General features: G+C 58.3%; 7 protein-coding genes. 2 read left to right on the forward strand and 5 right to left on the reverse strand.

Annotated elements, in window-relative coordinates; genetic code table 11:
• Positions 1-8 precede the first annotated feature (8 nt).
• The 5 genes from QN370_RS06805 to QN370_RS06825 all read right to left on the reverse strand — a co-directional run bounded on the left by QN370_RS06805 (position 9) and on the right by QN370_RS06825 (position 4,273).
• Complete coding sequence (locus QN370_RS06805) at positions 9-2,039, reverse strand: site-specific recombinase (protein WP_322127648.1); 2,031 nt, start codon at positions 2,037-2,039, stop codon at positions 9-11.
• Between the two features lie 121 nt (positions 2,040-2,160).
• Positions 2,161-2,844, reverse strand: a complete 684-nt coding sequence (locus tag QN370_RS06810; protein ID WP_322129141.1) for an OmpA family protein — start codon at positions 2,842-2,844, stop codon at positions 2,161-2,163.
• Positions 2,845-2,897: 53 nt separating this feature from the next.
• Positions 2,898-3,383 (reverse strand): pyridoxamine 5'-phosphate oxidase family protein, encoded by a 486-nt coding sequence (locus QN370_RS06815; protein WP_322127647.1) that lies wholly within the window; start codon positions 3,381-3,383, stop codon positions 2,898-2,900.
• A gap of 40 nt (positions 3,384-3,423) precedes the next feature.
• Positions 3,424-3,969, reverse strand: a complete 546-nt coding sequence (locus tag QN370_RS06820) for a ferritin-like domain-containing protein (RefSeq protein WP_322127646.1) — start codon at positions 3,967-3,969, stop codon at positions 3,424-3,426.
• A 154-nt stretch (positions 3,970-4,123) separates the two neighbouring features.
• The gene (locus tag QN370_RS06825; RefSeq protein ID WP_322127645.1) at positions 4,124-4,273 is read right to left on the reverse strand and encodes a lmo0937 family membrane protein; all 150 of its coding nucleotides are present in this window, start codon (positions 4,271-4,273) and stop codon (positions 4,124-4,126) included.
• 549 nt (positions 4,274-4,822) lie between these two features.
• On the opposite strand from QN370_RS06825, the gene QN370_RS06830 reads away from it, so the two are divergent.
• Both QN370_RS06830 and QN370_RS06835 read left to right on the forward strand, forming a co-directional pair.
• Positions 4,823-5,134, forward strand: a complete 312-nt coding sequence (locus QN370_RS06830) for a BON domain-containing protein (RefSeq protein ID WP_322127644.1) — start codon at positions 4,823-4,825, stop codon at positions 5,132-5,134.
• A 213-nt stretch (positions 5,135-5,347) separates the two neighbouring features.
• Complete coding sequence (locus QN370_RS06835; RefSeq protein WP_416172174.1) at positions 5,348-6,448, forward strand: AI-2E family transporter; 1,101 nt, start codon at positions 5,348-5,350, stop codon at positions 6,446-6,448.
• Positions 6,449-6,643: the final 195 nt, after the last annotated feature.

Consider the following 6,643-nt stretch of genomic DNA (forward strand, 5'->3'; position numbering starts at 1 on the left):
CACTGTCATTACGGAGTTGTCCTTTTCGTGGGGGGAATGAAGAAGTCCAACGGTCGCTGCATCAGCCGGGAGAGCAGCGCCTTGACCAGCGCGCCGCCACGGCTGAACTGCACCTGACGCGATCGCAGCGCGACAAACAAAGCCAGACCAAAGCTTACCAGCAGATTTGCGGTGCCTATGCAAAGTATCCCAAAGAGCGACGTCAGCATGACCTGCGTACTCACCTGAAAATCCAGCCCGACCCACGCGATGGCAAGGTTGGCCGCTGAAAAAGTAATGTGTCGAATATCCACAGGTAAACCGATCAGCTGGCCGAAGGTGCCAATCGATCCCAGCAACAACCCGAAGAACAGGTTACCCATCAGGCCACCCAGATTTTTTTCGAGATAAGCGGCCACCCGCGCATGGCGGGTCGGCCCGAACAAGCGCTGCCAGCTTTGCAATTGAAGGACCCGCTGCGCCATCCGGGTGTAGGCTGCGCGGTTATCGAAATAGCCCGAAATCAGGCCGGCCAAAAACAGGCAGACACCGGCGATCGCCGCGTGGAATAACGCCAGGCTCGTGAAGGGATTGATGTCATGCAGCATGTGCTGCGCCTTGTCCGGTGACACCAGTTGATGTCCGTTGAGCGCCATCCATGCTGTAGCAATCGCCAGTGCCGTCGGAAACACAGTCATCAAGTTGCCGACCACGGCAATGAATTGGGTCCGCAGCACCTTCACGATCAGATCGGCGAGGCTGTCGATTCCGATCGTGCGGTTGTCGTTGGCATGCAGGTCAGCAGCAATGCGCGCGGCCGTCATCGCTGGCTGCTTGGTGGCGACCGTAAAGTGCAACAGGTGAATGAGCATGAAGCCGAGCGAATAATTCATGCTGAACAGGAACGCTTCGACCAGCGGCGCACTGCGCAGCGTGCTCATCAGCAGTTTTAGCAGTGCCATGAAGGCGATGATGAAACCGGCACCGGCAGACGAGCGCAACATCGTGCCGTAAGCTTCCCTGTCATCGGCGATGTAGTGCTCGCCGGTGTGGCTGGCATTTTCGGTGACATTGCGTGCCAGCAGATTGATGTTGGCCGAAAACAGTTCCCGGATCGCGTATTTGCGGTTGTGTCCCTGTGCCAGATCCAGCGCCAGATCGAGTGCCAGCTGGCGGCGCTCGGGTGTCCATGCCCGCTTGCTCTCTGCCGGTGTCAGGTCGACCAGCTGTAACAGCCGGCGCAGTCGCTCGACGCTCTGGGTGAGCCTGACCAGCAGGTAAGTGAGGGCGACGCTGGTGCCGCGATGCAGCGCATTCTTGCGGATGCGCGCAATGATGTGGTCGCATTGCTCCAGCATCACCAGCAGGTGCGCGGCGTCATCGGTGGGGGTCATCACGTCGTCGGACTGGCTTAACACATTGGCCAGGTAACGCTGGACTTCGGCATTCTGGACCAGAAACGGGGACTCGAATTTTTCGAGGTCGGGATGGATGCGAACCAGTGCCGGCTCCAGGCCCATGGCGCTGATCCGGTAGGACAAGGTCTGAATTGCTTCGAGTAACTCGACGTGCGCGAGGCGGCGGTCAACGACGGCGCTGCGCAGTGCCACATCGGTCGAGGCCGCATCGCTCGTGGCGATGGCGTCGAACAGCCTCAGCCAGTCGGCCGGCTCGATCAGACGCAACCATTGGTAGTCGGTATCAACGCGCAGGATGCGGTCGAGACAGTCGCTCAGATACAGGCTGTCAATGGCCGGTGGCAGGACCCGAAATGCCAGGCGCCGGAACAGTTCGCTGAAAAATCCATCGCTCGATAAAATGCCGGTATCGGTGTAGAGCGTGGTGTGACGGCGCTGCGATAGCACATGGAGCAGGTAGTGCCGTAATGCCGCAGCGTGGCGCGGATTACCGTTGAGTAGCTGAATCAGTGTGCGCAACCGGGCGGTCGCCACCGCGCCCTGGTTGGGCCTGGACGGACGAATCAGGGCGACCAGCTCGGACAGCGCGCCCATGTCGTTGCTGGCAGGGTGGGCAGTAATACGTTCAAGTAAATTCAGCATGCAATCGGAAAAATGGAGCGGGCGGGAAAGCTGGCCCGCAGTGTGTCATGTCCACACCGCTTGTGCATGGAGAAGTGACGACGTGGTCTGCACCGATCGTGTCGTTCGCGCGGATAGTCGGTTATTGCTGTCGCTCAGCCACGAAGATTTCAACACGCCGGTTGCGTGCGCGGCCGTTGCTGTCATTGTTCGAGGCGATCGGATCGTTGGCACCGCGACCTTCGATGGTGAAGCGGCCAGGTGCAATGCCACGGCTGATCAGATAATCGCGGGTCTTGCTGGCACGATCGACCGACAGCGGATTATTGACGGCGGGACTGCCGGTGTTATCGGTGTGGCCGACGATGGTGACGACGGTTGACGGGTTGTCGTTGAGGCTGTTGCCGAATCGGTCCAGTACCGGACGGAAATCCGGCTTGATGTCCGAGCGGTTGGTATCGAAGGAAATGTCGCTCGGGATGGCCAGCTTGAGCCGGTTGTCGGCCGTCTGGGTGACCTGTACGCCGGTGCCCTGGGTCGCTTGTTCCATCGTCCGCTTCTGGTTTTCCATGCGGGTCGACCAGACGTTGCCGATTGCTGCCCCCGCCGCCGCACCAAGTACGGCACCGCCTGCAGTGCGACCGCCGCCGCCGCCGCCGGTCGAGGCACCGAGGATGGCACCGAGTCCGGCACCGATTCCTGCACCGGTGGCGGTACCGCGCTGCGTTCCGGACATGTCGGCACAGCCGCCAAGCATGGTCGCACCGGCGATGGCTGCAATGGCTGCAATGGCGATGAGGCGGGAGGGTTGGGTTGTCGTGGTCATCATGATTCCTTTGGGTGCGGGTGCGGTTACCTGAGCAGCCAGCTGGCGCGTGCTTATTTTTTCAGCACGCTATGCTTGCCCAGGTCTTCCTTGTCAATATCGATGCCCACGGCGACCTTGGCCATCGTCAGCATTTGTTCCATCTTCGATTTTCCCGAGTCCCAGATATCGGCTTTCACGATGTCGACCCGCAGCAAGGTCAGCGATGGATCCTCCAGACCCAGCGGGAAAAACAGCTTGAACGCCGGCTTCCAGAGTTCTTCGATCAGCGCACGATCGTGCGACAGCGATGCAGTTCCGGACGATGAAATGAAGCGGTGCTCGGCAGAGTCAGCGTAGCAGAGCAGAACGGTCGGGTTTTGACGAATGTCGGCAACAGCTTCGGAATCGATCGACGTGAAGAACCAGACCGCCCCGTCGCGACCCGCCGCCTGAGTCGTGAACGGACGCGCTTCCATCAGGCCCTCCGCATCGTGCGTGACGAGCATGGCAAATTTAATGGCGTTGATTTTTTCGTAAAAAAGGGTCCAGTCATTCATCGCGTTCTCCATAGGGTAGGTAGGTTAAAAAAAGGGATGCTCAGTCGTGCATGCCGTAATGCAGCGAAGCCAGTTCATCGGCGTGATCTTCTTCGACTTCGAGGATTTCAATGAGCATGCGACGCGTGGTCGGATCGGTGGTGCCGATGAAGGTAATCATCTCGCGGTAGCTGTCGATGGCGATCCGTTCCGCCACCAGATTTTCGCGAATCATGTCTTCGAGCGTGACACCTTCGACGTACTCGGCATGGCTGCGTGCCGACAAGCCGTCGGGTGAGAAGTCAGGCGCACCGCCAAGTTGCACGATGCGCTTGGCAATCCGATCGGCGTGACCCGATTCTTCTTCGGCATGGACCAGAAATTCTGCCGCTACGGCAGTTGCATGGATCCCTGCTGCCATGAAGTGGTGCCGCTTGTAGCGCAATACGCATACCAGTTCGGTTGCCAGCGCACCGTTGAGCATGGCCAGAACGGCCTGGCGGTCACCCTGATATCCGTCGGTGACGGCACCGTCTTCGATATGTTTGCGGGCGCGCAGGCGCAGCGTGGCGGTATCGGTCAGCGTGGTGCTTGAATTCTTGGTCATGGGATGTTCCTTGTGGTGATGAGAGTGGGGGCCGGCTCGAAGGCAATCGTGCTTTCGGTCCGATGCGACGGTTGCTATCTGCTGCGCGATTGTCTGAAGACCGGCGCGGTCAGTTCGACCGGCGAGCATGAATCTTCGGCCACAGCAGGGTGCGTTATAACGGCTTGCGTCCTGAAATTACGCGCAGCAAGATCACGACGATGGCGATCACCAGCAAGATGTGGATGAAGCCGCCTATCGTGTACGACGTGACGATACCTAGCAGCCAGAGAATCAGGAGAACAACAGCAATTGTGTACAACATAATTGGGTACTTTCTATATTTTTGATTGTCAGATCGAGGGTTGTCACGCTGCCGCGCAGTGGTCTTGCGGTGTAACGCACGTTCCGCTGTGACGACGTAGGTCGCTTGTTTGCTTCGGATCGTGTCACTCCGAACCATTGCGTCAAGTTTGCTTGGATGACCATGCTATTTCTGTGCGACAGCGTACATACCCATCTGTTTTCATTCGCTGGCATGCAATGGTTTGCCAAGGCTTGCCAAGGCTTGCCAAGGCTTGCCAAAAATCCCGCAAAGCGATCGCTTGCTTGTCGCTCCAGGCAGGAGAGGGTGGTGCCATGAGCCGCATTGTTCGGGAGGGCTGGATAAAACAGCGTCTTGTTTATTGAGTTAAAGATTGACTTTATGTACGGTGCCGTACAGAGCATCGTTGACCCGGTCGCTATAGTTTGGTGTCAGACAAACGGTCTCATTAGCCGTCAAGATATCGGCACATTTCGAATAACAAGTGTGGTGTCGCCGCAGTAGTCGACCCGTGCAACTTTCATCCACTCATTTTCAGGGAGCCTCACCATGATTTTCTCAAAACGCATCAGTACTTTTTTCCTCGCCGCTGCCTTGATCTCTGTCGCCGGTTGCGCGTCGACCAGCACCAAAGAAGGCACGGGCGAGTACGTTGACGATACGGTCATCACCACCAAGGTCAAGGCCGCACTGCTCAATGATGCGACGATCAAGTCCAGAGAAATCAATGTCGAAACGTTCAAGGGCGTGGTACAACTGAGCGGCTTTGTCGTTAACCAGTCGGACGCGACCACTGCAGCAACGCTGGCACGCGGCGTCAAGGGTGTCATGTCGGTCAAGAATGACATCCGCATGAAGTAACACCGCGTTGATCGGAGTACGTCACTCCGGCACACAGTGTGAACTCGTGAATCTAGCGGCCCGGCAATTTTTGCCGGGCCGTTTTGCATGATTGATCCTGCGCCGTGACCCTTTCGATTGTGTATTTCCCTTGCCTCCAGTGAGAGATTGATGCCCTGTTCTCCGATTGAATCTGCAGACGCGGCTGACGGTCCCCTCGTCATCCTGCCACCGATGCCGGACAAGCCGGTCCTGCCTGAGCGCGTGCATGTCGATGTGCGCGGCTTGTCGCTCACCATCATCGCCGTCGTGGCGACGCTGTTTGCCCTGCAAATGGCACAAAAATTTCTCATCCCATTGGTGTGCGGGATATTTCTCACCTATACGCTTAACCCGGTTGTTGGCTGGCTGGAGCGCTGTCGCATTGCGCGTCTGTTTGGTACCGTGCTGGTGATGCTGGCGCTGACTGCCAGCATCACGGTGGTCACGACGTCGCTCGCGGATGAATTCCAGTCCATCGTCAAGACCTTGCCGGAGGCGTCGCACAAGGTTGCGCGTGCCGTGTTGCGTTACCGGTCCGGCCAGCCCAGTGCGTTGCAGCGGATGCAGGCAGCGGCGGCGGAAATCGAAGCCGCTACTTCGGGGGCGCGGAGCAACCCCAGCACCCTCTCGTCCGAGTCACCAACGGTGCGCGTGAGCGACCTGTTGCTGGCTGGTTCGCGCAGCGCGATAGTTCTGGTGGGAGAGGCCATCGTCGTCCTGTTTCTCGTGTTCTTCCTGCTGCTGTCGGGGGATACCTTCAAGCGCAAGCTGGTCAAGCTGACCGGGCCCTCCTTTTCGCGCAAGAAGATCACAGTGCATATCCTCGACGACATCAACAGCTCGATCCAGAAATACATGTCGATGCTGCTCGTGACGAATTCATTGCTCGCCGTGCTGATGTGGATTTGCTTCCGGTTGATCGGCCTCGAGAACGCCGGTGCCTGGGCGGTGGCAGCCGGACTACTTCACGTGATCCCGTATTTCGGCCCCTTGCTGGTGACGGTGGCTGTTGGCCTGATGGCTTTCCTGCAGTTCGGCACACTGACGCCCGTGTTGCTGGTGATCGGCAGTTCGCTTGGTGTCTCGTCGCTGGTGGGTACGCTGGTGACGACGTGGATGACGGGGCGCATCGCCAAAATGAATCCGGCGGCGGTCTTCATTGCGCTGCTGTTCTGGGGGTGGTTATGGGGTGTCTGGGGCATGCTGCTGGGCGTGCCGGTGGTCGTGATTATCCGGGTCGTGGCCGAACACGTCGATGGGATGCAAGTGGTGGCGGAATTGCTTGGGGAGTAGGTAACCGTTGGGGGGAATACGCGGTGACGCTTTCGCTGCTTGCGTCTGCGAGCAGCATGCGTTGGTGCGAACGCCTGGTGCAATGCCCTTCGGTTATTGCACCCTACGATGCAGCGGATATTGCACCCTTGTATGCTGTTTTTAACGGTTGATTTTGATTAGATTGATGTGGCATCAAAGATATCGGAAAGAGCG

The organism is Actimicrobium sp. CCI2.3, from assembly GCF_035019065.1.
Taxonomy (GTDB): Bacteria; Pseudomonadota; Gammaproteobacteria; order Burkholderiales; family Burkholderiaceae_D; genus Actimicrobium.

What these genes read in the sequence shown, in the direction of transcription:
- QN370_RS06805 (WP_322127648.1), bottom strand. Translation starts at nt 2,039, where the DNA reads ATGCTGAATTTACTTGAACGTATTACTGCCCACCCTGCCAGCAACGAC.
- QN370_RS06810 (WP_322129141.1), bottom strand. Translation starts at nt 2,844, where the DNA reads ATGACCACGACAACCCAACCCTCCCGCCTCATCGCCATTGCAGCCATT.
- QN370_RS06815 (WP_322127647.1), bottom strand. Translation starts at nt 3,383, where the DNA reads ATGAATGACTGGACCCTTTTTTACGAAAAAATCAACGCCATTAAATTT.
- QN370_RS06820 (WP_322127646.1), bottom strand. Translation starts at nt 3,969, where the DNA reads ATGACCAAGAATTCAAGCACCACGCTGACCGATACCGCCACGCTGCGC.
- QN370_RS06825 (WP_322127645.1), bottom strand. Translation starts at nt 4,273, where the DNA reads ATGTTGTACACAATTGCTGTTGTTCTCCTGATTCTCTGGCTGCTAGGT.
- QN370_RS06830 (WP_322127644.1), top strand. Translation starts at nt 4,823, where the DNA reads ATGATTTTCTCAAAACGCATCAGTACTTTTTTCCTCGCCGCTGCCTTG.
- QN370_RS06835 (WP_416172174.1), top strand. Translation starts at nt 5,348, where the DNA reads ATGCCGGACAAGCCGGTCCTGCCTGAGCGCGTGCATGTCGATGTGCGC.